General features: G+C 66.5%; 23 protein-coding genes. 15 read left to right on the top strand and 8 right to left on the bottom strand.

What is annotated here, in order from left to right; all coding sequences use genetic code 11:
- Positions 1-1056 precede the first annotated feature (1056 nt).
- From A6035_RS13165 to A6035_RS13195, 7 genes are all read left to right on the top strand, one after another.
- Positions 1057-1602 (top strand): ElyC/SanA/YdcF family protein, encoded by a 546-nt coding sequence (locus A6035_RS13165; protein ID WP_235026655.1) that lies wholly within the window; start codon positions 1057-1059, stop codon positions 1600-1602.
- Positions 1603-1722: 120 nt separating this feature from the next.
- On the top strand, positions 1723-2001 hold the full coding sequence (locus tag A6035_RS13170; RefSeq protein WP_108848151.1) for a hypothetical protein: 279 nt from the start codon (positions 1723-1725) through the stop codon (positions 1999-2001).
- Positions 2002-2363: 362 nt separating this feature from the next.
- A complete protein-coding gene (locus A6035_RS13175; protein ID WP_159149684.1) occupies positions 2364-2909 on the top strand; it encodes a hypothetical protein in 546 nt (181 codons plus the stop codon).
- On the top strand, positions 2909-3148 hold the full coding sequence (locus tag A6035_RS13180; protein ID WP_108848153.1) for a hypothetical protein: 240 nt from the start codon (positions 2909-2911) through the stop codon (positions 3146-3148). The genes A6035_RS13175 and A6035_RS13180 overlap by 1 nt, the downstream gene beginning before the upstream one ends.
- On the top strand, positions 3145-3654 hold the full coding sequence (locus tag A6035_RS13185) for a GNAT family N-acetyltransferase (protein WP_108848154.1): 510 nt from the start codon (positions 3145-3147) through the stop codon (positions 3652-3654). The genes A6035_RS13180 and A6035_RS13185 overlap by 4 nt, the downstream gene beginning before the upstream one ends.
- Positions 3655-3728: 74 nt before the next feature.
- On the top strand, positions 3729-4064 hold the full coding sequence (locus A6035_RS13190) for a hypothetical protein (protein ID WP_108848155.1): 336 nt from the start codon (positions 3729-3731) through the stop codon (positions 4062-4064).
- A gap of 147 nt (positions 4065-4211) precedes the next feature.
- Complete coding sequence (locus A6035_RS13195) at positions 4212-4769, top strand: hypothetical protein (protein WP_108848156.1); 558 nt, start codon at positions 4212-4214, stop codon at positions 4767-4769.
- 98 nt (positions 4770-4867) lie between these two features.
- On the opposite strand, the gene A6035_RS13200 is transcribed toward A6035_RS13195, so the two are convergent.
- Positions 4868-6304: an amidase gene (locus A6035_RS13200; RefSeq protein ID WP_108848157.1), complete on the bottom strand. Its 1437-nt coding sequence runs from the start codon at positions 6302-6304 to the stop codon at positions 4868-4870.
- A 254-nt stretch (positions 6305-6558) separates the two neighbouring features.
- On the opposite strand from A6035_RS13200, the gene A6035_RS18800 reads away from it, so the two are divergent.
- Positions 6559-7521: a helix-turn-helix transcriptional regulator gene (locus A6035_RS18800; RefSeq protein ID WP_235026661.1), complete on the top strand. Its 963-nt coding sequence runs from the start codon at positions 6559-6561 to the stop codon at positions 7519-7521.
- 716 nt (positions 7522-8237) lie between these two features.
- On the opposite strand, the gene A6035_RS13215 is transcribed toward A6035_RS18800, so the two are convergent.
- Genes A6035_RS13215 through A6035_RS13230 form a run of 4 tightly spaced genes read right to left on the bottom strand, consistent with a single transcriptional unit; the run spans position 8238 to position 13047 of the window.
- Complete coding sequence (locus A6035_RS13215) at positions 8238-9326, bottom strand: acyl-CoA dehydrogenase family protein (protein WP_108848158.1); 1089 nt, start codon at positions 9324-9326, stop codon at positions 8238-8240.
- A gap of 9 nt (positions 9327-9335) precedes the next feature.
- On the bottom strand, positions 9336-10553 hold the full coding sequence (locus A6035_RS13220) for an acyl-CoA dehydrogenase family protein (protein ID WP_108848159.1): 1218 nt from the start codon (positions 10551-10553) through the stop codon (positions 9336-9338).
- The gene (locus A6035_RS13225) at positions 10550-11398 is read right to left on the bottom strand and encodes an enoyl-CoA hydratase-related protein (RefSeq protein ID WP_108849282.1); all 849 of its coding nucleotides are present in this window, start codon (positions 11396-11398) and stop codon (positions 10550-10552) included. The genes A6035_RS13220 and A6035_RS13225 overlap by 4 nt, the downstream gene beginning before the upstream one ends.
- An 8-nt stretch (positions 11399-11406) precedes the next feature.
- The gene (locus A6035_RS13230; RefSeq protein ID WP_244192441.1) at positions 11407-13047 is read right to left on the bottom strand and encodes an AMP-binding protein; all 1641 of its coding nucleotides are present in this window, start codon (positions 13045-13047) and stop codon (positions 11407-11409) included.
- Positions 13048-13211: 164 nt separating this feature from the next.
- Between A6035_RS13230 and A6035_RS13235 the strand changes: the two genes are divergently transcribed.
- From A6035_RS13235 to A6035_RS13255, 5 genes are all read left to right on the top strand, one after another.
- Positions 13212-14531, top strand: a complete 1320-nt coding sequence (locus tag A6035_RS13235) for an MFS transporter (RefSeq protein WP_235026659.1) — start codon at positions 13212-13214, stop codon at positions 14529-14531.
- A 129-nt stretch (positions 14532-14660) separates the two neighbouring features.
- Positions 14661-15362 carry a FadR/GntR family transcriptional regulator gene (locus A6035_RS13240; RefSeq protein ID WP_235026658.1) on the top strand — a complete coding sequence of 234 codons (702 nt, stop codon included), beginning with the start codon at positions 14661-14663 and terminating at the stop codon, positions 15360-15362.
- 208 nt (positions 15363-15570) lie between these two features.
- Positions 15571-16080 carry a GNAT family N-acetyltransferase gene (locus A6035_RS13245; protein WP_108848163.1) on the top strand — a complete coding sequence of 170 codons (510 nt, stop codon included), beginning with the start codon at positions 15571-15573 and terminating at the stop codon, positions 16078-16080.
- A 58-nt stretch (positions 16081-16138) separates the two neighbouring features.
- Positions 16139-16288: a hypothetical protein gene (locus A6035_RS13250; protein WP_244192442.1), complete on the top strand. Its 150-nt coding sequence runs from the start codon at positions 16139-16141 to the stop codon at positions 16286-16288.
- Between the two features lie 156 nt (positions 16289-16444).
- Entirely contained in the window at positions 16445-16723 is a 279-nt protein-coding gene (locus A6035_RS13255) for a hypothetical protein (protein WP_108848164.1), read from the top strand.
- Between the two features lie 116 nt (positions 16724-16839).
- Here the strand turns inward: A6035_RS13255 and A6035_RS13260 are convergent, their stop codons facing one another.
- Positions 16840-17094: a hypothetical protein gene (locus tag A6035_RS13260; protein ID WP_244192443.1), complete on the bottom strand. Its 255-nt coding sequence runs from the start codon at positions 17092-17094 to the stop codon at positions 16840-16842.
- 212 nt (positions 17095-17306) lie between these two features.
- Here A6035_RS13260 and A6035_RS13265 point away from each other — a divergent pair, with 212 nt between their 5' ends.
- A complete protein-coding gene (locus tag A6035_RS13265) occupies positions 17307-18155 on the top strand; it encodes a phosphatase PAP2 family protein (RefSeq protein ID WP_235026798.1) in 849 nt (282 codons plus the stop codon).
- 22 nt (positions 18156-18177) lie between these two features.
- Here A6035_RS13265 and A6035_RS13270 read toward each other — a convergent pair whose 3' ends face one another.
- Together A6035_RS13270 and ku are read right to left on the bottom strand one after the other, a co-directional pair.
- Positions 18178-19176: a YdcF family protein gene (locus A6035_RS13270; RefSeq protein ID WP_162534003.1), complete on the bottom strand. Its 999-nt coding sequence runs from the start codon at positions 19174-19176 to the stop codon at positions 18178-18180.
- A gap of 91 nt (positions 19177-19267) precedes the next feature.
- Positions 19268-20308, bottom strand: a complete 1041-nt coding sequence (gene ku, locus A6035_RS13275; protein WP_108848167.1) for a non-homologous end joining protein Ku — start codon at positions 20306-20308, stop codon at positions 19268-19270.
- Positions 20309-20617: 309 nt separating this feature from the next.
- Here ku and A6035_RS18285 point away from each other — a divergent pair, with 309 nt between their 5' ends.
- Positions 20618-22042 (top strand): hypothetical protein, encoded by a 1425-nt coding sequence (locus A6035_RS18285; protein WP_159149539.1) that lies wholly within the window; start codon positions 20618-20620, stop codon positions 22040-22042.
- Positions 22043-22204: the final 162 nt, after the last annotated feature.

Consider the following 22204-nt stretch of genomic DNA (forward strand, 5'->3'; position numbering starts at 1 on the left):
CTGGTCGAAACGGGGTGGCGGGCGCAGTTTTATCGACCGGCCGCGCGAGTCTTCTGGGCGATCCGTCCCTGCTCTCGAGTCCTCCTGGTCCGCTAGGCCTGGCTTCACACTCGATCGGCGGGGCGTCGAGATTTAGTGCTTTTCTCCCGAGGTCGACAGCACCGAAGTTGAACTCACTGCCAACACCCGGATAGCCCACGGCCGGGGGTGGAAATGTCTCGTCGTCTTCGCCATCTTCGTATGCACCGGCGTCACCACCGCGGTCCTTTGCGCTCGCAGCAGTTCGACCTCCTGCGGACGGTCCTTCGCCTCCTTCTCCAACCGCTACAGACTCGCCGGCCGAGTCTTGTCCGGGCACCGGATCGGCTGCAGAATTGTCCTCCCTTGCTACACAACCTCCTTGCCACTTGACCCACTGTTCCCGGCCGAGGCGACCTCTCCTCCTTAGACCGCGACCTCTGAGGCCTATCGAATCGACACGTGCACCTCCGCTTGTAGTCGCGGCGCATGCGCCGCGACAAGTCTCTGCTGGATCGGTTCGTGCTCATTGCCTGAAGCGGTGACCACTACCGGGACAGGCGGTTTAAGGGTGGCTCATCCATGGCCCCATCTGAGCGACCGAGGCGTGCGGTGCCCGAACCGCTCGGTCTCGAAGACTCCGACGAATGACAACACGTCGGAGACTGTGGCGTCGGTAATCATCACGCTGCCAGAGTCGTCCATGTGTGCAACCACCCACCTGGCTACCGCGTTAGTGGTCAACTGTCCGCGGGCAGCGATCGCCGGCGAGGACCGGGGCCGGGGAGATGCCGAGGGTGGATATGGGCGTTGCGCGCCACCGCGATAACGCTGCCACGGGTGCCGCAATGAAGGTGTGCGCCGAACGGCCTATTCCGGCACTACAGGCGCTACCTCGCCGACGTCATGCCGCGTGAAGTGGGAACTATAGACGAGGGCACCCTCACTCCTTACAGGATTCACTAGATCCCGGTGAGCAGCCGTACGGTCGACTCCGTGAGGCCCCGTTCTCGTCGTCGCCGAGTTGTTCTCGTTGTAGTGCTGGTCGTCCTGGTAACCATCGCCGTAGCTGGACTGACAGCCGCACGAGCAGTTCTCTACCCAAAAGTAGATTCGCCCGGTCAGGTCAACGCCGTCGTGGTGGTAGCGGGCGCAGCGGATGACCGTTATGTCTACGCCAGACACCTGGCCGAGACCGGAGTCGCCGACAGAGTTCTGGTTTCTCAGCCATCACCCAGCGGCGACAAATCCTACTCAGCTTCGATCAACGCCTACTGCGCGAACAGTCCGGTGGTCGCCCGCGACGGTCGACGTATCCAGATCGAGTGTTTCGAGCCGGACGTCAGTACCACCGAGGGCGAGGCAACTGACGCCACTCGCATCGCACGCGAGCGGGGGTACGACTCGCTCCTGGTGGTGACCTACTGGGGGCACGTCTCGCGAGTTCGCATCTACTTCGAGCAGTGCTTTGACGGGCCCGTCTACGTCACCGACACACCCCGGCCGCTGTCGAAGTCCCGTAAGGATGCGCTCCTCCACGAGACTGGAGGCTACTTCAAGGCGTTTCTCAAGCCAGCCTGCTGAACCGAGCTGCTGAGCTGGCCATCGCCCTTCGGCCGTCAGACCATACCGGTTGATCGAACGCGGCCCCCGGTGGTGCCATCGGAAGGGACACACCGCCTCACGTCAGAAGGAGTGTCCGACATGGCATCCGAGTCCACCACCACGACCGACCACGACGAGATCCGCAAGTGGGTCGAGAGCAATCGCGGCAAGCCCGCCTGCGTCCGCGACACCGGAAAGGGCGACGACCCCGGCATCCTGCGCTTCGACTTCCCCGGCGGCGCTGGCGACGAATCGCTCGAGCAGATCAGCTGGGACGAGTGGTTCGAGAAGTTCGACTCGCAGAAGCTCGCCCTGCTGTACCAGGAGAAAAAGTCCAGCGGAGAAGGCAGCACCTTCTTCAAGCTCGTCAATCGCTGAGCCTCTAGGCCCGGTGCTCGGCGCTCCACGGGAGTGAACCGCCAGCGGCCGCGGAAGGGGGGTCAGCGACCGCCGGCGATTCCATCGCACGACGCGCGGGTCGCGACCGGGGATGGTCCGCGTGTTCCGCGCGACGCGGCGGGGTCGGCGAGATGAGGGGGGATCATGTTTCGCCAACGAGGCCCACTATAGGATCGGCCGCGCCAGTTCACAAGCGTCAGTTATACGGAGCAAGGCTAAGTGTTTCATTGTCCGCTGTTCCGACGATCCGAGACGCGGACAGCGACCAGCGGTGTCGCCCGGGCGCAGCGTTCCCGACCTCGCCCGACTCTTCTCGCCGGGAGCGTGAAATCGTCGAGGGCATGTCGGGTCCTCACCGCTCCCCCTGGGCACGTCCGCCCGCGCACGACCAGCACGCCGGGCCGGCGCCCCACCGCCACCCCGCTCCCCCGCAGGGATGGCCGCAGAACGCGACCGAGCCGGCGCCGGTGACGCCGCGCAACACTCTGGGAATGGTCGCGTTGTGGCTCGCCGGGCTCGGCATCCTCCTGGCGTGCGTGCCCGGCATCATGCCGCTCGGCTGGGTCGTGCTGCTGATCGCATTCGTCCTGAGTCTGGTCGCCGTCACCTCCACCCGCAAGCGCACGGGCGTCGCGATCGCGGGCATCGGCGCCTCCCTGGGCGGGGTGCTCGTCGCCGCGATCGCCTTTGTCGTGGCGACCGGCGTCTCCCCCACCTCGGTGCTGACTGACGACGAGGTGGTCGCCTCGGGCGAGGCCGGCGGCAGCACCACGGCCGGTGGTGCAGCGGAGAGCCGTGAGGATCCCGCCGTGCCCGGCGAGACCGTCACCGTGGGCGACTGGGAGATCGTCGTGAACTCCTTCACCGCGATGCCACCGAGCAGGTGATGGGGACAACCGCTTCGGGCGACCCGCCGCCCGCCGGCAGCGAGTGGGCCCTGGTCGACCTCACCGCGACCTACGTCGGCGACGAGCTGGGCTCCACGACCCTCATCGGCGTCTCGTACGTGACCGGGGACGGGACGGTCATCCATTGGTATGACCACGTCGCCGTCGTCCCCCACGCCCTGAACGGCGAGCTGTACCCCGGCGGCACCGCCACCACGCCCCGGATAGGAACCGCATGACCACCTGGACCACCCGCGCCGAGACCGACGCGGACATCCCCGCGATCCGCGACATCATCCTGCGGGCCTTTCCCACCGCCGCCGAGGCCGACCTCGTCGATGCGCTCCGCGCTGACCCGGCCGCGTGGATCGACGGGCTGTCGATGATCGCCGCGACCGCCGGCGGGCGTCCGGTGGGTCACGCGCTGCTCACCCGCTGCCACGTCGGGGACGAGCCCACCCTCGCGCTGGCGCCGTGCTCGGTGCTGCCCGACTTCCAGCGCACCGGCGCCGGCTCGGCCGCCACCCGCGCGGCCCTGGCCGCGGCTCGGGCGATGGGCGAGAAACTCGTCGTGGTGCTTGGCCATGCCGGCTACTACCCGCGGTTCGGCTTTCGCCGCGCCTCCAGCTTCGGCATCCGAGCGTCGTTCGACGTCCCCGACGAGGCGTTGATGGCCCTGCCCCTCGACGACTCCCCTGCCGTCCCGGGCGGCGTCATCCGCTATCCCGCGGCGTTCGGGGTGTGACCGCGCGCGCAGCCGCGGCGACCGCGGGACCGTGAGGGCGGGGTGACCACGTCGTCGTCGTAGGCTTGACGACCATGTCTGCGACCGCGAACCTCCGCCAGGAGCTCGACGCCGCCCGGGACCGGTTCGAGCAGTACCGTGTCTCCGTGAGCACGGCGTTCGACGATCGGCCCGCGGGCGAGCTGTCCCGGGCCGTCGAGGCGGTGCTGCCGGATCTGGCGTTCCATGAGGGGCAGGCGGTTGCCGCGGCAGTGGCTCTAGATCGGTTGGCCGCCGGCGCCGATCTGGCCGCGGTGATCCGGGCGCTGGAACTGCTGCTCCTCGAGCAGCAGGCCGCGCGGCGCAGCCGGGACTTCCTGGCCGGTGTGGCCCGGATCCTCGCCAATGTGAGGCGGCGCGGGGTGAGCTAGCTGGGTGGTCGGGCTCGGCGCGGCGCGCGCCGGCGGGGCGACCGTGCGCGGGGGCCTGGCGAGGCGGCTGCGCGCACACCGGCTGCTGAGCGGGCAGGCGGGGGCGGCCGGGCACGCCCCGGCAGCGCGACCGGAGACAATGGGTGCATGGCATCCCCGGAACAGCGCGCACAGTTCGAGCTCCTCGCCCCTCTCCTGGCTCGCGAGGGCGTCGATGTGTGGACCGCGACCGTCGCCGACCTCGACGCCGGGATGGAGCGCGCCAAGCAGCGCCGCGCTGCTGCGGTCGCCCGGGTCCGCGCTGTCCTGGACGCCCACGCCCGCGACGACATCTCCGCCGCCGGCGCGCTTCTCGAGGAGCTGGAGCTGACCGCCGAGACCACTCCCCCGCCGATCCCCGACGCGTTGACCGTGTCGACGCGCTTCGCCCAGCTCGCCCAGACGCTGGCGCCGCAGCTACCGGCAGAGGTCATTGGCGCGGTCCGGGACCGGGCGCGTCTCGATGACGCTCCGGAGGGCATGGCCGAGCTGTCCGACGCGGTGCTGCTCGACTGCGACGCCGCCACCGGCATCCGCACCGTGGTCCGCGATCACGGGCCGGCGTCCGCCCTCTACGCCGCCGCGTCCATGACAGCCGCGGTCTTCAGCCGCTGGGCCGCGCACACCGGGGACCCCATGGACGAACTCGTCGCCGCGCACGCCTGAGGGGCTGATAAGCCCGAGGATGCGACGGCGTTTCGCCGCCGCCTCCTCGGACCCCTCCCGCGTCGGCGGTCACGCGGGCACGTACCGCGGTGCCCGGGTCACACCTTCGTGACGTGGACGCGGGGCCTGCGCTCCGCCCACGGCAACGCCGATTCCAGCTGCGACGCGAGCCGGAGCAGCATCGATTCCGAGCACATCGGTCCCGCCACCTGCACCCCAATCGGCAGGCCTTCCCCCGACTCGGCCAGGGGCAGACTGACCGCCGGCGTCCCTGTGGTATTGAACAGCGGAGTGAAGGAGAACGCCTCGAAGATCCGGCGAGTCCAGCCCAACGCGTCCAGATCGGCGTTCGCATCCAGGTAACCCAGCCTCATCGCCGGATGGTTGGTCGTGGGCGTGAGCAGGACGTCGTGGCTCTCGAAGAAGCGGCCGACCTCGCGGGAGATCGAGTTGAACGTCGCGTTGGCCGCCGCCATCTCCAACACCGACAGGTCTCGGCCGTACTGCACACACGCCCAGGTGGTGGCCTCCAGGTTGTCTGGGCCCGCCGTCCGTCCTGTCATCGCTTCGATCCCGGCCACCGACTCCGCAAGGAACGCCGCCCACGCCTTCGCAGTGGCCTCCAGGAACGGCTCCCACTCGAACGTGGGTGTCGCCCACTCCACGTGATGGCCCGCCTCCTCGAGTGTCCTGGCCACCTGCTCCACCGCGGCCGCTACCTCCGGATCGACCGATGTCCCCGACCATGCTTCCGTGTGCACGGCGATGCGGAGCCGGCCCGGGTCCGCCCCGACTTCCTGTGCCCACGGCCGCTCGGGCGGAGCGATGATGAAGCGGTCACCCGGGTAGTTCACCGCTGCCTCGTCGAGCAGCGCCGCCGCGTCGCGCACGGAACGCGTCACCGCGAATTCGATGGCCATACCGCTCAGCGCATTCCCGTCCACGTCCGGGCCGAGCGGGACGCGGCCTCGGCTCGGCTTCAGCCCGACGAGCCCATTGACCGCGGCGGGAATGCGAATGGACCCGCCCCCGTCGTTGGCGTGCGCCATCGGAACCGCCCCGGCTGCCACCAGAGCCCCGGACCCGCCGCTCGATCCGCCCGGACTCCGCGTCGTGTCCCAAGGGTTTCGCGTGGAACCGTAGACGAGAGCCTCGGTATTGGCGCTGTATCCGAACTCCGGCGTCGTGGAGGCGGCGAGCGTCGCGAGCCCCGCCGCCCGGAACCGTTCCATCAGATGGGTGTCCGACGGCGGCGTCATGCCGTCCGCCAGCATTCGCGTGCCCATACGCGTGGGAACCCCCTCCGCATGACAGACCAGGTCCTTGATCACGAACGGCACGCCCGCGAACGTGCCGTCCTGCGCGTAGTCCAACGGGGCATCGAACGGACCCGACGCGACGGCATTGATGTGCTCGTTCACCGCGTTGATACCGTCCGTGGCCAGCGCGGCCAGTTCATCGGCTGTGACCTCACCGGCCGCGACCAACGCCGCCAGACCGGTTGCGTCCTGAGACGAGTACTCCTCGATATTCATGGTTCCTCCAAGGGGTCGGCGTACCCGGCCACTACCGGCTCCGGGGGTGTACGCAGTCGGCGCATCGCGCCGATGCCCCAAGAGTGGCACCATGTGGTCTGACTCACATCGGCCGATCGGCCGATGCCGTCGCGCCGGTCGGACGTTGTCGGCCGCGACGACTGCGACTGCTCGCGGAGTGCACGACTATGGACATGACCTGGTGGATCCGACTCACCGACAGCGTTCGCGCGGCCGGACGCGGGGACGTGCCTGTGGACGAACCCATCCGAATGATCCGTGACGGGCTGGGGTTCGACTGCGCGACTCTCGTGGGCCCGCGGCATGGCGGGCTGCGCGAGCAACGTTCCCAGGGCGGCCCCCTGGCAACCGGCCATCCGGTACTGGTGAACATCGACTACCCCGGCGAGGCCCTCAACTTCATCGCCACCACTTACGCCATGCAATGTCCCGCGCACCGCTATGCCGTCGAGCACCGCGTGGCGCGTCGGTTCATAGACCTGCCCTACGACTTCCGCGCGCTGCGCACCTACAAGGAGGCGCTCGAACCCTGTGGCTTCCACGAGGGCCTCACCGTGCCTCTCGGAGCGCTGCACCTCGGTGCGAGCCAACAGGGCACGGCCGGACCGAGCGCGGTCAGCCCAGGGTTCCTCGCTCTCAGCTCCCTTCACGGGCGACCTCTTCCCGACGACGCCCGACTCGCGCTCACCATGCTCGCCCCCGACCTCGCCAAGCTCACCGACCCGCAACCTGACTCAATCCGCTCCCCCGCAGACCTCGTGGTCTGGGCGTCCGACAGCCGGATCGAACCGCGAATCGGCACGCTCACTGACTCCCCGTTCCCCGCCAAGCGACTCACGCAGATTGAGCGACTTCACCGGCGCGCGAACGGGGACCTGCACTTCCGGCACCGCGATACCGCCGGCCGCTGGTGGCGAGTAGACACTTCTTCCGCCGCGAACGGGGTCCTCATCCGGCTCGAGCGGACTGAGCCGGACGACCGCCTCACCGTCCGCGAACTGGACGTCGTGGGGCTCCTGTCACGTGGCTGGACCAATGACACGATCGCCGAGCACTTGGGAGTCTCGGTCCGCACTGTCCGCACCCATATCGAGTCCGCGCTGATGAAACTCGGCGTTCCGAACAGGACCGCGCTGGCCCGCGAAGCACTGCGGCGTGACCTCGACAGTCTCGACGCCATTCGCTGTGCGGTTTAGGCCAGGACCCGTCCGGCGACCGCAGAATTTTTGTGTCGTAGATCACCTCTACGCTGCGCGCAACGATGAGAGGAGGTGAGAATGCGAGGTTCAACGAGAAGGAACTCGCGAAGGGAATCGCGAAGCTGGCGAAGGATGCGAACCGAGACCTCGTACGAATTACGCGCGCAGCAGCAACCGCTCCGGCCGCGACGTTCAGCGATCAATCGAGCAGGTTGCGAAGAGGTACATCTCGAGGGCGTCGACGCGAATGCGATGGTGGCTCAGTTCAGGGGCGGGACGAAAGTCCTCTTCGGCGTCAAGTAGGCCCCTGACCGCACCGCGTGCCACTCCCGCAGGCGGAGTCGGACGCGGTCGCAATTCCGCCCGGCTTGCAGCTCACTCGCCGGTTCCGCCTTCGCTGCGCCTGCGGTGTAGTGAGGGAGCGAAACCTCGTCGTCGTTCTCTGCACAGCCTGACGTTCGGCGCCCAGGTAGGCCAGCGCCGCCACCACGTGGGCCCGCCTCGCCGTGAGCAGCGTCGGCTCCTCCACCGGCGCGAAGTGCGGCGAGTGGTTGGCCGGAATCTGGCGACTCACCGCGCCGCGCGAGACCGCGTCCCGGTAGCTACCAGCAGAAGTCATCGGCGCGGTGAAGGACCGGGCACGTCTGGCTGACGCTCCGGAGGGCATGGCCGACCACGCTCACGCCTGAGCGCTGTCACGGTCAGGGCCTGGATCAGCTCGCCGTGAGAGACCGTCCGACCGCCTGCATATGGACTGCGTCGTCGCCGAACAACAGCTGATTGGCCTTCGCGCGGCGGAAATAGTGGTGCAGCGGGTGCTCCCAGGTGAAGCCGATCCCTCCGTGAACCTGGATCGACTCCTCCGCGGCCGTCATCGCCGCCCGGGTTGCCAGCACTCGGGCCGCCGCCGCGCGGTCGGCCAGCTCGGCAGTGCCTGACCCTCCCTCGCGACGCCCTGCCTCCCCTGATGCATCGAGCACCGTGGCCTCGGCGAGCTCGATGGCGACCAGCAGATCGACGAGCTTGTGCTTGATCCCCTGGAACGAGCCGATCGTCCGCCCGAACTGCTGACGAGTCCTCGCGTAGTCCACCGCCATCTCGAGGCACGTCCTCGCCGCACCAACCTGCTCGGCTGCGAGAGCGATGAGGATTCGAGACCGCACGTCCGCGAGGCGCGCCGCGACGTCCGGCCCGGAGATGGGCTGCGCCACCGCCCCGCGGAACGCGATGGTGGCGAGCTGGCGTGTGCCGTCCAGTTGCTCGCCGACCGTCCGTTGCACCCCGGCAGCCGAGCCCTCGACGAGGGCGAGTTGGACCCCGGAGGAGCCATGCGTGACGACGACGAGGAGGTCCGCACTCGCGCCGTCCACCACCGCGTGCTGCACGCCGGACAGGATCAGTTCTCGACCACCCGCGTCCCCGGCATCGACCGACGACGCCGAGACCGACGAGTCCACGATGGTCGGACCGCACACCAGCGCCGCAGTTTGAGCCCCCGACACGAGGCCAGGCAGGACCTCGCGGCGCGTACGGTCATCGGCGGCCTCGAACACCGCGAGGCCGGCCATCACCACGGACGAGAAGAAGGGCGCCGACGCCAGCGTCCGACCGAGACCGGTCATCACGACGGCGAGGTCCCTGAACGTGCCGTCCGCACCGCCCACGGCGGCCGGGAACGGGATCTCGGTGAGCCCGAGCTCGCGGATCGACGGCCAGGCGTCCTCGCCCGGCACGAACCCCGCCCACATCTCGCCGAGGGTCTCCGCGAGGTCCTTCTGTTCAACGGTCAGGTTGATGGGCATACCGTCCTCCTAACGGGGTTCGCGCGGAAGACCGAGCCCGCGCTCACCGATGATGTTTCGCTGGATCTCATCCGACCCGCCGGCTATCCGATAGCCCGGGGCGCCGAGGAGATGCTGCGCCCATGCGAACGTGTCCGGCTCGCCGGTGTCCGCGAGGATGCGGTGACCTAGGAAGGACGCCGCCGCATCCCCCACGCGCTTGAGGTTCTGCGTCCACACCAGCTTCCCGATCGACCCCTCGACTCCCGGAACTCCCCCGGCCTGCTCGAGCTCGGCGTACCGGGCCACCATCAGCGCCTGGGCGCGTTCGTAGATGTGCGACTCGGCGATCCGACTCCGCACCTCGGCGCTGTCCGTGATCCCGAGCGATCGAGCGAGTCGAACAAGATCCGTCGTGTTTCCGCCCGCGCTGACGATTCCCGCGCTGGACTGGCGCTCGAATCCCAGGGTGGTGAGCGCGACCTTCCAGCCGTCGCCCACCTCGCCCACCCGGTACTCATCCGGCAGCTCGACGTCGGTGAGGAACACCTCGTTGAACGTCGATCCGCCGGACATCTGACGGATAGGGCGCACCTCGACACCGTCGAGATCCATGGGGACCATGAACGCCGTCATGCCGCGGTGCTTGGGCGCGGCATGATCCGACCGAGCGATGAGCAGTCCCCACTCGGAGAACTGGGCGCCGGAGCTCCACACCTTCTGCCCGTTGATCTGCCACCCGTCCCCCGCGCGGACCGCCTTCGTGGACAACCCCGCCAGGTCGGATCCCGCCCCGGGCTCCGAGAACAGCTGACAGCACAGCTCATCCGCCCGCAGGAACGGTCGGACGAACCAGTCCCTTTGCCAGTCGGTGCCCAGCTCGAACAGCGTCGGCGCCACCAGTTCGACCGTCACCAGGATCGTCTCGTGCCGATCAGGGGCCAGGTACTCGCGTTCCACGCCCGCATAGACGCGTTCGTGACTCGCCGTGAGGCCCTGCCCGCCCCATTCCGGTGCCCACGCGATCGCGCCGAATCCGGCGTCCACCCGCTCGGCCTGCCACGCGCGACCGGCGTCGATGACCGCCTTCTCCTCCTCGTGACCGAGATTGTGGAAGATCGCGTAGTTGGGCTCCCGCGCCGCCGTGTCCCTGCGGGGCAATCGGGCGTCGAGCCAGTCGCGGCACCTCGCTTCGAACGCCGCCACCTCACCGCTGCTCAGGGGGGCGGGCACCTGCGTTGCCGTCATGGGTTCGTTCCCTTCCGTTCGTCGGCCCGCCCGTCTCGGCCGGTGCCGGCGATCGCTGCCAGTCGCTGCTCGACCGCCGTCGTGGAATCCGGGTGCTCCGACAGCCGGACGGTGAAGGTCTGCTCGAGCTCGTAGCCCCGACGCAGGTCCAGGCCCTCGCAGCCGTTCAACGACTGCTTGGCCAGCGTCAGCGCGTATCTGCTCCTGCTCGCGATCACCTCGGCGCGCTCCAGCGCCCTGTCCATCAGCTCGTCATGGGGCACGATCTCGATCGGTGCACCCCAGCTCCGGAAGGTCTCCGCATCGACGGCCTCGGCGGTGAAGAACATCCGTCGCATGGCCTGCTCGGGGAGCATCCGAGCGGCGAAACGGCCACCGCCTAAGACGCCGACCTGCATCTCGGGGAGCCCGAACGTCGCCCGATCGGAGGCGACCACCAGGTCTGCACTCGCGGTCAGCCCCATGCCGCTACCCAACGCCGGCCCGTTCACCGCGACGATCACCGGAAGCCGGCACTCCAGAACCGCGAAGAATGCGCGCCGGGCGTCCCGCATCGCCGCGTCGCCGTTGGACCCGTCCATCGTCCGGAACTCGTGGAGATCGTTCCCCGCGCAGAAGACCCGCCCCCGGCCGGTGAGGATCACCGCACGGAATCGCTCGTCGTCGGAGATCCGGTCGAACGCCTCGGCTATGGCGCGATAGGCAGCACCGTCCAGCGCGTTCACCTTGCCGCGGGCCAACTCAACCACGGCGATGCCCGGGCGGGCTTCGGTCACGGTCAGTGGCACGTCGGCCGCGTTCGCGGTCCTCGTCGTCGCCGTTGTCGTTGTCGTTGTCGTTGTCATCTTCTGTGTCACCTCTCGTGGACGGCCACAACGCTGGTGGTCGCCATCTGCTCGGGCGCGGTGGTTCGGTCGCGCGTGTAGTTCCGCAGCGCGAATTTCTGGATCTTCCCGCTCGCCGTTTTGGGCAGGCTGTCCACCACGAAGACGCTCTCGGGAACCTTCTGGATCGCGACGCCACGCCCGATGAGGAACGTGCGCACCTCCTCCAGCGGGAGATCGACCTGCTCGCGGGTCACGACGAACGCGCAGCCCCGCTCGCCCGTCTCCGGGTCGGGGCCGGCGACGACCGCGACCTCGACCACTTCCGGGTGCTCGCTGAGCTGGTTCTCCACGTCGAACGCGCTGATCTTCTCGCCGGAGCGATTGATGATGTCCTTGATCCGGCCGACGATGTGGATACCCCCGCGCTCGTCGAAGCGCGCGAGATCACCGGTCCGGAAGAACCCGGAATCCGTGAACGCCTCGTCGTTGAGCGACGCGTCGAGATAGCCCAGGAAGGTGTCCGGCCCCCGCCACAGCGCTTCGCCGACCTGGCCGGTCTCCACCTGGCGCCCGGACTCGTCCACGACGATGACCTCCGTCGGCGACAGCACCCGGCCGTCCGAGTGCTGACGCAGGTCCGGCCCGTCCGCCACGCTCGCCGAGGTGACCGACGGCCCCTCCGTCGCGCCGTACATCCGGGTGACAGTGCCCAGCCGCTCATCGGCCTCCGTCACCAGGGCGTCGGGGATGTCCGCGCCGCCGCAGATGATGTAGCGGATCGACGGGGTCTCGAGGCCCGTCTCGCGTGCAGCCTCCAGCAGTCCGCGCAGGAACGGCGTCGCGAAGATCATGAAGCTCGCGCCCTCCTCGCGGATGGCTCGCAGTGCCACTCGTGAGTCCCAGACGTCCTGCAGCACCACCGGCGCGCCCAGGACGAACGGCAGCATCAGAGCGCAGTTCACGCCGGTGATGTGGGTGACCGGAGAGGGGTTGAAGATGACGTCCTGCTCGGTCAGCTCGAACGTGTCGATCATCGACCGGTTCTCGAACGCCAACGTGTTGTGGCTGTGCAGCGCGCCTTTCGGGTCGGCCGTGGTCCCGGAGGTGTAGAGCAGCAGGCAGACATCGTCGGGATCGGGCGTCGGCAACGCGCGCACCCGCTCCACCTGCTCATCTGTCACGTCGTCGATCAACGAGGCGAGACTCTCCGCCCCCTGGTGCGGTGTCGGGTCAGTGGTGACGATCAGATCGAGATCGGGCAGGTCGGCGGCGATAGAGCGGTACATCTCGACGAAGTCGAACCCGCGATGCACGCCCGGAACGATCACCGCGCGAGACCGGGCCTGCGCCGCGATGAACCGGACCTCACGCTCGCGGTAGATGGGGACGATCGGGTTCGCGACCACGCCGATCCGGTGCAGCGCGTGATAGACGATGACCGCCTCAGCGCAGTTCGGCAGCTGGAACGAGATCACGTCCCCCGACCGCACGCCGCGCTCGACGAGAGCGGCCGCCAACCGAAGCGCGTCCCGGTACACCTGTGCGAACGTCAGTCGCCTGTCGCCGTCCACCACCGCGACCGCGTCCGGCCAGAGCCGCGCCGCCCGTTCCGTGAAGTAGTCCAACGGTCGGTCCTGCCAGTGCCCCTCGGCACGGAACGCCGCCATCCTGCGCTCGTCTGGAAATCGAGTGGGCCTCATACCAACTCCTTCACGAATTGCTTGCCGGACCTCGTCCTCGCGACCTAGAGTAACGCACGTCTCCCTAAATATGCACATGTTTCGAGAGGCGTCCACTCCCTAACTCCCCCTTCACCGGGAAGGTGACTGAAGTGAACAAAATCCAGCCCAAGCAGCGCAGGTCGGTCGCTGCAGCAGGGATCGGCACGGTCGTCGAGTACTACGACCTGACGGTCTACGCGTACCTCGCCGTGGTCGTCAGCCCCCTGTTCTTCCCGGGTGACGACCCCACCGCGTCGCTGCTGGCCAGCCTCGCCGTCTTCGCCTCCGCCTACCTCATGCGGCCCATCGGCGGCCTGTTCTTCGGCCGCCTCGGCGACCGCTACGGACGCAAGCGCGCGCTGCTCGTCTCCGTCATCCTCATGGGGTTCGCCACGCTGCTCATGGCGTTCCTGCCCACCTACGCCGCGGCCGGCGTGATCGCCCCGACCCTGCTGGTCATCGCGCGCCTGGCCCAGGGCTTCTCCGCCGGCGGGGAGCTCGGCGGCGCCCTGACCTACGTCTACGAGATCGTCGGACCCCGCCGCCGCGGCCTTGGAGGATCGATCGTCGCGCTCGGATCCAACGCCGGCTTCGCGCTCGCCGCCATCGTCGTGGCGACGACATCCGCCCTGACCTCTGACGTCCAGATGTCGAGCTGGGGATGGCGGATCCCCTTCATCGCAGGCCTGCCGTTGCTGATCCTGTGCCTCTGGCTGCGCTCGCGCATTGAGGACACGCCCGAATTCGAGGACGCGGCCGCCTCCGCGGACCTCGCCAAGTCGCCGGTGCGTGAGCTGCTCTCGCGCCAGCCGCTGCAGGTCCTCCAGGTCTTCGGCCTCGGCATCGCCCAGAACGCCACCGGCTACATGGTGCTCACCTACGTCGGCATTCACCTCGTCCGCGAGGGCGGATACAGCCAGACTGCGGTTACCTGGACCGCGGCCGCGGTCATTGTCTTCGTTGCCCTACTTATGCCGGTTGCGGGCCTACTCGTCGACCGCTTCGGCAGCCGCGTCATGGTGACGGTCGGCCTCCTGTGGGCAGCCGTCTTCGCGTACCCCGCGATGTCTCTCATGACCGGGCACGGGTTGTTCATCGCTGGCCTCGCGTTTGCGTTCTTTGCCGTGTGCACTCCGCTAATCCAGGTCAGCACCGCCCCGGTGTTCCCCGAGCTCTTCGATCCCCGGGTGCGTCTCACCGGAGTGGCGCTCGGCTTCAACCTCGCTACCGTCGCCGCGGGCGGCACCGCCGCGTATATCGCCACGTGGCTCATCGACCGAACGGGCGACCCGATCTCCCCGGCCTACTTCCTCATCGGCGCAAGCGTTGTCGGCGGTCTGACCCTCGCGACCATTCGCGGCGCGATGTACAAGGGCTCCGCGGTTACCGAGGAGACTCAGCAGCTACCCGAGACCGCGCCCGTGCGCTGACCACGGCGGCTCATCACCAGGTCCAAGCGTAAGGCCGATGAGTAGAGTAATCAGCCACCTGCGCTTTCCCTGATCTGGAGAACAATGACCGCACGAGATTCTGAGGCTCCCCGCCCGCGAGGACGCAAGATGTCAGCGCGGGTGGGGAATCTCATCGCCGAGAAGATCTTCTCCGGCGGCCTCGTCGAAGGGCACCGACTCCCGACAGAGAAAGAGATGATCGAGGAGTACGACGTAGGACGAACTACGGTCCGCGAGGCGCTCCGGCTCTTGGAGAGCAGAGACCTCGTCACCGTCAAGGCCGGCATCGGTGGCGGTCCTATCGCCAAGATGCCGCAACTCGAGTCGCTGGGCCAGACGATGAAGCTGTTCTTCCAGATCAACGGCGCCACCATCAGCGACGTCATCGACGTCCGTCTCATGCTCGAGCCGATCGTCGCCCGCGCCGCCGCAGAAACCATCACCGATCATCAGCTCGATGTGATGCAGGGAGCACTCGACCGAATAGTCGATGACCCCCATGATCACGACGCATTCCAGCTCAACAACGCGCTGTTCCAGCGGACGATCTACGACGCGGTCGGGAATCCGGCGCTGAGGATCGTCATGGAAACACTCTGGTTGTTGGTTCGCGACGCCGAACCGAGCGAGCATCCCCTTGCAACCAGGCTGGACGCGGCCGAACTCCAGTCCGACCTTCTCGAGTCACTACGTCGCCGCGACCCGGACGCGGCCGAGGCCGCGATGCAAGTGTTCGTGGAACGCTCGGCCCGGTACTACCGGCGGCATCTCGCGGACATCATCTCCCAACCGGTGAAGTGGGAGCTCTGATCGCCGTCGTCGTTCCCTGTACGGCCGGGCGCTCGGCGCTCAGGTAGGCAGTGCCCCACCACCCGAGCACGCGTAGCGTCACATCCGTCATTTCGTTCCCGTCGAGGCCTAGTTGCACTCGTGTCGACGCTGCTCATGCTGCCGTCGAGTGCGTCTAGGCGTTCCACTAGCCGACCTGCTGAGCATCCAACACCAGAACGGAACCCGGATGACCACCTGGACCACCCGCCCCGAGACCGTCGACGACATCCCCGCGATCGGAGACATCACCCTGCGCGCCTTCCCCACCGCCGGAGAGGCCGACCTCGTCGACGCCCTCCGCGCCGACCCGGCCGCGTGGATCGCCGGGCTGTCCGTGATCGCCACGGCCGCCGGCGACCGCCCCGTCGGCCACGCACTGCTCACGCGCTGCCACGTCGGGGACCAACCCGCCCTCGCCCTGGCGCCCTGCTCGGTCCTGCCCGAGTTCCAACGCACCGGCGCCGGCTCCGCCGCCGTCCGAGCAGCCCTGGCCTGCGCCCGAGCGATGGGCGAAAAGCTCGTCGTGGTCCTGGGCCATGCCGACTACTACCCGCGGTTCGGCTTCCGCCGCGCCTCCGCGTTCGGCATTCGCGCACCCTTCGAGACCCCCGAAGACGCGATGATGTCCCTGGCCCTCGACGACGCCTACGCCGTCCCGAGCGGAGTCATCCGTTATCCGGCGGCATTCGGGGTATAGCGGGGCGGCGGCCGTCCGATGGTCGGAGACCCTTTCGGTCCCCGCCCTCAGGGTCGCCATGACCACTCAGACCATCGGCAACCCGCACCTCGGCGGCTCCACCATCGGCTGCCGGTTCGGCCCCGAGTACGACCCCTCCCTGCCCACCCTTATGTTGATCAACTCCTTCACCACCTCAGTTCATGCGGGAACTCCAGCTCGTCGCTGACGAACTGCGGCCGGTACAGCTCCACGGAATGTGGTCCTAGTGCCGGCGCCCGCATAGTCCGCTGGTTCCGCAGCCGGGCCCGACCGGTTGTAGGTGGTGGGCCCGGGTGGTGCCATCGAAAAGATCCACCGCTTCACAGCAGAAGGAGTGTCCGACATGGCGTCCGAGTCCACCACCACGACCGACCACGACGAGATCCGCCAGTGGGTCGAGAGCAACGACGGCAAGCCCGCCTGCGTCCGCGACACCGGCGACGGCGACGACCCCGGCGTCCTGCGCTTCGACTTCCCCGGCGGCGCCGGCGACGAAGCACTCGAGCAGATCAGCTGGGACGAGTGGTTCGAGAAGTTCGATTCGCAGAAGCTCGCCCTGCTGTACCAGGAGAAGAAGGCCAGCGGAGAGGGCAGCACCTTCTTCAAACTCGTCAACCGCTGACCAGGCCGGTGCTCAGGTAGTCGAGCGCCGCCGGCTCGCCGAGTGGTCGCAAGAGCAGTTTCTCGGACGACGCGTCATGGGCAATGTGGCCGCATCTGACCCCACGGCGAAGTCGGTCAGGCCGGCGCTTTGCGAGCCGTCGACTTCTTTGCCGAGCTACTTCCGCCCTTCTTGCTGGCGATCTTCTTGGCGGAGCCGGAGTCCTCGTCGTCGTCCTCGTCGTCGCCCAAGGTGTCCTTCACCTCCACCGTGAACGCCTCACCGCCGGCCGCCTTGGTCTCGATCAACTCCTTGAACTGCGTCTGGTAGTCGTCCTCGTACTTCTCCGGCTCGAATTCGGCCGCCATCGTCTCGATCAACGAGGCCGCCATCTTAGCCTCCTGCGGCCGGGCCTTGGCGTCCTTGTCCAGCCCCTCCAGGATCGCCGGGCGAATCTCATCCGGCCACAACAAACGTCTGCAGCATCAGCACGTGACCTTGTTAGCGTCCAGCTATGGGAAATAACCGACCTGGGAGCGCTCCCGTTGCCACGCCTACGATCCGGAGCACTCGATGGATCGCCGCTGCGGTAGCGAGCGTTCTCGTGCTGACGATCAGCTACTTGAGCGCGGTATGGACGACCCGCGGTCAAGCTACCGAGAACGCGGCGCTCAGAGGCGCCGACCAGGTCAGTGAACAGGACTTCTCGGCAGCCTCGGAGGCCCTGGGCCACATCACCATCGCTACGTTGGCGGTGGCGGTGATTCTGATCGCGCTGGTGGGGCTAGTGCGGCGACGTCCGGACCTGGCCATCGCGGGCGTGGCCGTGATCGTGTTGGGCCAGGTAATCACGCAAGCACTCAAACGATTTGTCCTACCGCGCCCAGAACTGGTCGAGGTCAGCAGCAACTACACCCAGAACAGCTTTCCGAGTGGGCACACAACGATCGCTATGACCGTGCTGTTCGCGGTCTTCATCGTTGTCCCCCACCGCTGGCGAGGAATCGCCGCCCTGGTGGTTCTCACGTGGGCGATCGGTATCGGCGCATACACCACAACCGCGAAGTGGCACCGTCTCAGTGACACCATCGGCGCCGATGCCGTCGCGTTGCTCTGTGGCTGCCTCGCGGCATGGTGGTTGGCCCGCCGGGGAAGCCTCTGCCATTACCAGGGCGGCGTCCGACGAGGCAGGGTCGTCTATGTGGTGATCGTCGCGGCGCTCACCTCGATTTCCTTAGCCCTCGGGGCGGCCCTCTGGGGAATCCCACATCTTCGCGGCACGGATCTGTCAATTCCGGACGCAGCCCAGGACTACACCGCCTACCTCGGTGCGCATGCACTCGCAGCGGGATTCTCAGGGCTCACTGCTCTCGCCTTCTGGGCTCTGTGGCACCGCGTGGATACCACGTGCAGGGAGGCTTTCGCTCCAATGCACAGCCGCGCAGTGAACTGAGTGGCCCGTCCCCGTCCCTCCGTCAGTCGACATTCTGCAGCAGCACGACCGCCGCGAGGATGCCGAGGAGCAGGGCTACATTGGCTTTCCAGTAGCCGCGCACGATCGCCACGAACTCACGGAGGAACGCGGTCGGCGCGTAGAAGCGTGCGGTCCGGGCCCCCGTCACCTGGGCGTCCAGGCCGACATCGCGGGTGAAAGCGGCTGCTCGCAGGACGTGGAAATTGCTAGTGACGACGATCATCGGCTGGTACTCGATACCCATCGAGTCCAGCAGCTCCGCGCTGAACACCAGGTTCTCGTGAGTGGTCCGCGACGAGGTCTCGGCGATAATGTTCTCCTCGGACATTCCGTAGTCCTTGAGGTAGTTCTTCATCGCCGTGGCCTCGGCCATAGCCTCGTCCACGCCCTGCCCGCCCGAGACCACGAGGACGGGCCTGTGTCCGGCCTCCACCTCGGCGTCGTACACCTCGCGCGCACGATCCAATCGGCTGGCCAAAAGCGGGGTGACAGTGCCGCCCGCGCCCAGTCCGCACCCCAACACCAGCACCGCCGCGTTGCCCGTCGGCGGTCGCAGATGCCCGTAGATCACGGCATACACCGAGAACGCTGCGAGCTGGAGGCCCAGTCCCACTGCGAAGAACACGCCGGTCCACAACAGAGCCAGAAACCACAGCGGGAGGGGATGCGACTCGAGCACCCGGGCCACCGTGAACAGCAACCCGGCCCCGAGGATCGTCACCGTGGCCAGCGCGAGCGGCAGGACCGTGGCGAGGCGGAATCCTTCGCGACGGATCACCACCACCCCGTTCACCGCTGCCGCTGCGATCAATCCGATCGCGGTCAGGAAGAGAAGCACCGCGATGACGGCGAGCACGGCAGCCTCCACCCGAGGCTCCAACAGGTTCATCACGCTCACTGCGGTCAAAACCCACGCGAGTAGAGCGGCGAGGACGATCAGAGCGTTGGACAGCCGCCGTGGCTCCGATGCGATCCTGATAGCAGAGACGATCGTCAGCACAACGGCAAGCGCAAAGAAGAACACCAGACGAACCTATCCAGAGCGCGCTCGGTGGGGCGGGACATCACCCCAGAGGCCGGGGTCGTTCCGGTCAGGCCGACTTTTTGGCCGGAGTTTTACGCGCAGAGGTCTTCTTTGCGGTCGACTTAGTTGCCGTGGACTTTGAGGTTGTCGACTTCTTGGCAGTCGACTTCTTGGCCGCGGCCTTTTTGGCGGGCGCCTTCTTCGCCGCAGTCTTCTTGGCCGGGGTCTTCTTTGCCGAGCTACTCCCGCTCTTCTTACTAGTGGCCTTCTTGGCGGAGCCGGAATCCTCGTCGTCGTCCTGGTCGTCGGCCTCGTCCGCCTTACCGCCCCGGTCCTTCACACTCGCCCGCAGCGCCGCGAGCAGATCGGCCACGTCGTCGTCGCCGTCATCGTCGCCCGAGGTGTCCTTTTCCTCCACCGTGAACGCCTCACCTCCGGCCGCCTTGGCCTCGATCAACTCCTTGAGCTGAGTCTGGTAGTCGTCCTCGTACTTCTCCGGCTCGAAATCCGCGGCCATGGTCTCGATGAGCGACGCCGCCATCTTGACCTCCTGCGGCCGGACCTTCGCCTCCTTGTCCAGCCCCTCCAGAATCGCCGGGCGGATCTCGTCCGGCCACAGCAGCGTCTGCAGCATGAGCACGTCCTTGTAGACCCTGAGGGCGCAGAGGCGAGTGCGGTTACGCAGCGTGAACGTGCAGATGGCGAGGCGATCCGTCTGTTGCAGAGCCTCGCGCATCAGCACATACGCGCGGTTGGATCGCGACGCCGGCTCCAGGAAGTACGCGTTGTCGAACGCCACCGGGTCCACCTGATCCGCCGGGACGAACTCCGTCACCTCGATCTCGTGGTTCTGCTCCACCGGCAGGCTGGCGAGGTCCTCCTTGGTGAGGATGACCATCTCGCCCTCTTCGGACTCGTACGCCTTGGCGATGTCGGAGAACTCGACCTCCTCGCCGTTGTCGTCCCGCACCTTCTTGTAGCGGATGCGGACGCCGTCCTTCTTGTCCACCTGCCGCGCGTGCAGGTCGTGGTCCTCCGTCGCCGCGTACACCTTGACCGGCACGTTGACCAGACCGAACGAGACCTCGCCCTTCCAGATGGATCGCATATAGGGAGTATGCGATAGATCGGGGGCGGCGGCAGCCGGACGCGGGGGCGTGGTTGGGCGTAGTTGCATGGCTTTCAAGCCCGACCGCCGCGAGGCGATGCACCAGTTCGATCGCCACCAGATATTCGAGAGACCGGGTCTGCGATTCAGGAATCGATGCTCCTAGAGCCTTGCGCCCGCCCGAGAGGTGCCCTGCATCCGATCTTTCACCTGCCATGAACCCGACCCGTTATTTACGGCCATGATACCGGGTGCTTTAGACTGCTTAACATCTACCAGAATTCTCACAGATAGACAGAGTGACACGCAATGCCATCCTCCTTCTCTTCGATCGTCGAACGCTACAAGGAGCAGGTAATAGCCATCGGCGAACTCTCCAAGAATCTGACCCCCGAACTCGACAGGCTCCGAAAAGAGCCACCATTCCAGAAAAGAGTTCTTCAATCTATAGAACTGTTCGATCGCGAAAAGCAGAAGGTAGCGATTTCCGCAGTGGTAGCCACGATCGACATATGGGAGGCCCTAACCACGGCAGATCCAGAGGAAGTCAAGAGGGTCGTCGACCAGGCCGATGCCATCGACGATCGACTCTCTTTTGAATTCGACGGCAGTGAGCTGTCCATCGGAGGAACCGACCGAGATTTGCGCAGATCGGTCATGGACACTTTCGACGGACTCCAGAGTAGGCTAATCAGACCCTCCCACAAAACGCTACTTCGCAGATCACTCCTGGCAATGCTCGTTGGCACCTTTGAGTCATATATTGGAGATTTGTATCGCAAAAACCTCGAACTGCATCCCGGAATAATTAACTCAAGCGAGAAGTCGTTCTCTCTAAAGGAAATCCAAGCGTTCTCATCAATTGACGAGGCACAGCAAACCCTCATCGACCGCGAAGTGGACCAGTTTACTCGGAAGGGTTTTGACGATTGGGGAGAATGGCTTTCCAAGCCCCCCATCGAGCTGGACAGGAAGCTGAAATCGTCAGATTGGGCGGCCGCCCGTGAAATTTACGAGCGCCGAAACCTTGTCCTTCACCGATCATGTAGGGTAAGTTCGCAGTACCTATCGAAAGTCTCGACCGAGTTCAGTCGCGAACTCTCCGTTGGCGACAGACTGGATGTCGATGAAGAATACCTCGACAATGCGCTCGATCTTCTACTTAAACTCGGATTGACGCTAGGGCTCCGAATGTGGTCAAGGCTCGCAAGCAATGACGACGAACTTGGACAATGGGCCACCGCAGCGCAAGTCGAGTTTCTTGACGCAAAGAATCCGTCAGTTACCCAAGCAATAAGTGACGCTTTGGATCACAATAGGCTCAAAGCTTCGGCCCAACTGCAGGTCCGCGTGAATTCATGGCTGGCCGAGAAAGAACTTCACGGGGTTGAATCGATTCGCGGAGAAGTCCGAGCTTGGGATACTGGCCCACTTTCGCCCCTGTATCAGGTCGCCCAGGCGGCACTTCTCGACGACCTTAGTCACGCCGAAGCGGGAGTTAGGGCCCTAATCAAGGAAGAAAAACTCTCAATAGTCGACGCGCTCCAATGGCCCCTATTCGCGTCTCTCAGAGAGAGCGGCGCGATCGACGACCTGCTCTACCCCGATGAGAATCGTGCGGTAAGTCCCGACGAACGAGATTCTCGAGTCACACTCTCTCGTGAGGCCCCAGATAATTCGCCCGTCGATGCACTAGAAGGCGAATCGGGCGACGCTGAGGAACCTATGCCATGAGTTCGACAGACACTCAGCCGAAGATGCCACTCGAGGGCCGCTAGAGCACAACGCGCACTGTCAGTTCCGTCTCGAGGTCTTACTCCGTGCTCTGCGCGGCTCGCTCAGCTGTTCCTCCAGCTTGCTAGCTTGTCGGCCAGCAATACCGGCCCACCGGGCGGC

It is taken from the genome of Dietzia lutea (assembly GCF_003096075.1).
In the GTDB taxonomy this organism is placed as follows: domain Bacteria; phylum Actinomycetota; class Actinomycetes; order Mycobacteriales; family Mycobacteriaceae; genus Dietzia; species Dietzia lutea.

What these genes read in the sequence shown, in the direction of transcription:
- A6035_RS13225 (WP_108849282.1), bottom strand. Translation starts at nt 11,398, where the DNA reads ATGACAACGACAACGACAACGACAACGGCGACGACGAGGACCGCGAAC.
- A6035_RS13180 (WP_108848153.1), top strand. Translation starts at nt 2,909, where the DNA reads ATGGGGACAACCGCTTCGGGCGACCCGCCGCCCGCCGGCAGCGAGTGG.
- A6035_RS13245 (WP_108848163.1), top strand. Translation starts at nt 15,571, where the DNA reads ATGACCACCTGGACCACCCGCCCCGAGACCGTCGACGACATCCCCGCG.
- A6035_RS13170 (WP_108848151.1), top strand. Translation starts at nt 1,723, where the DNA reads ATGGCATCCGAGTCCACCACCACGACCGACCACGACGAGATCCGCAAG.
- A6035_RS13190 (WP_108848155.1), top strand. Translation starts at nt 3,729, where the DNA reads ATGTCTGCGACCGCGAACCTCCGCCAGGAGCTCGACGCCGCCCGGGAC.
- ku (WP_108848167.1), bottom strand. Translation starts at nt 20,308, where the DNA reads ATGCGATCCATCTGGAAGGGCGAGGTCTCGTTCGGTCTGGTCAACGTG.
- A6035_RS13240 (WP_235026658.1), top strand. Translation starts at nt 14,661, where the DNA reads ATGTCAGCGCGGGTGGGGAATCTCATCGCCGAGAAGATCTTCTCCGGC.
- A6035_RS13220 (WP_108848159.1), bottom strand. Translation starts at nt 10,553, where the DNA reads ATGACGGCAACGCAGGTGCCCGCCCCCCTGAGCAGCGGTGAGGTGGCG.
- A6035_RS13175 (WP_159149684.1), top strand. Translation starts at nt 2,364, where the DNA reads ATGTCGGGTCCTCACCGCTCCCCCTGGGCACGTCCGCCCGCGCACGAC.
- A6035_RS13215 (WP_108848158.1), bottom strand. Translation starts at nt 9,326, where the DNA reads ATGCCCATCAACCTGACCGTTGAACAGAAGGACCTCGCGGAGACCCTC.
- A6035_RS13200 (WP_108848157.1), bottom strand. Translation starts at nt 6,304, where the DNA reads ATGAATATCGAGGAGTACTCGTCTCAGGACGCAACCGGTCTGGCGGCG.
- A6035_RS13185 (WP_108848154.1), top strand. Translation starts at nt 3,145, where the DNA reads ATGACCACCTGGACCACCCGCGCCGAGACCGACGCGGACATCCCCGCG.
- A6035_RS18285 (WP_159149539.1), top strand. Translation starts at nt 20,618, where the DNA reads ATGCCATCCTCCTTCTCTTCGATCGTCGAACGCTACAAGGAGCAGGTA.
- A6035_RS13195 (WP_108848156.1), top strand. Translation starts at nt 4,212, where the DNA reads ATGGCATCCCCGGAACAGCGCGCACAGTTCGAGCTCCTCGCCCCTCTC.
- A6035_RS13230 (WP_244192441.1), bottom strand. Translation starts at nt 13,047, where the DNA reads ATGGCGGCGTTCCGTGCCGAGGGGCACTGGCAGGACCGACCGTTGGAC.
- A6035_RS13260 (WP_244192443.1), bottom strand. Translation starts at nt 17,094, where the DNA reads ATGGCGGCCTCGTTGATCGAGACGATGGCGGCCGAATTCGAGCCGGAG.
- A6035_RS13255 (WP_108848164.1), top strand. Translation starts at nt 16,445, where the DNA reads ATGGCGTCCGAGTCCACCACCACGACCGACCACGACGAGATCCGCCAG.
- A6035_RS13250 (WP_244192442.1), top strand. Translation starts at nt 16,139, where the DNA reads ATGACCACTCAGACCATCGGCAACCCGCACCTCGGCGGCTCCACCATC.